Genomic DNA, 814 nt, shown 5'->3' with positions numbered 1-814 from the left:
CCTAACTTCGGCGTTTCATTATTTACCGTTTTCTTCGCTTTCACTTTTCCGTCTTTATGTTGCGGAATAATTTCTGCTATCGGTGTTTCTGGCGGATGTTTCGTATCGCTCACAATCGCTTCATTAACAATCGAATCGCTCACTTTACCTTTTACTTTCACTTTAAAGGTAATACTTCTCTCTTTCGTATCTGTAATCTCAGGATACTTTGCCATTACCTTACCGTTTTCAAATTTCAATTCCACTGGATCTGGCTTAGAACCTTCTGCTTTTACACTATCTTTCACATACTCTAATCCATTTGGTAAATCATCTTCTATTATTACTTCTGTTAGCTTTCCATGTTCTACCGTATTTTTAAAGCTGATTCGGTATTCCACTTCTTCTCCTAACTTAGGCGTTTCATTATTTACCATCTTTTTCGCTTCAAGTTTTCCAGCTTTATACTGAGGAATAATTTCCGCTGTCGGATTAACTGGCTTATTTTGCGAATCATCAATAGTTGCTTTATTAATGATTTTTTTACCGACTTTTACTTCTTCTTTTACTTTCACTTTAAAAACGATACTTCTTTCTTCTGTATCCGTAATTTCTGGATATTTTGCCATTACCTTACCGTTTTCAAATTTCAGCTCTACTGAATCTGTTCCGGTACCTTCTGCTTTCAAACTATTTTCTACATACTCTAAACCTTCTGGTAAAGTATCCTCTATTGTCACGTCTGTTAGCTTTCCGTTCTTTACCGTATTTTTCATACTAATTCGGTATTCAACTTCTTCTCCTAACTTCGGTGTTTCATTATTTACGATTTTCT

1 protein-coding gene is annotated in these 814 nt (G+C 35.1%); it reads right to left on the bottom strand.

Annotation, left to right across the window (positions count from 1 at the left end):
* Window positions 1-814 (bottom strand): isopeptide-forming domain-containing fimbrial protein (locus MR170_RS30855; RefSeq protein ID WP_242310653.1); only part of this gene is annotated, 814 nt, incomplete at both ends.

It is taken from the genome of Bacillus cereus group sp. BfR-BA-01524 (assembly GCF_022662595.1).
Classification (GTDB): domain Bacteria; phylum Bacillota; class Bacilli; order Bacillales; family Bacillaceae_G; genus Bacillus_A; species Bacillus_A thuringiensis_S.
Note: the sequence above shows the minus strand (reverse complement) of the source record. Positions and strands in the feature narration are given on the sequence as shown.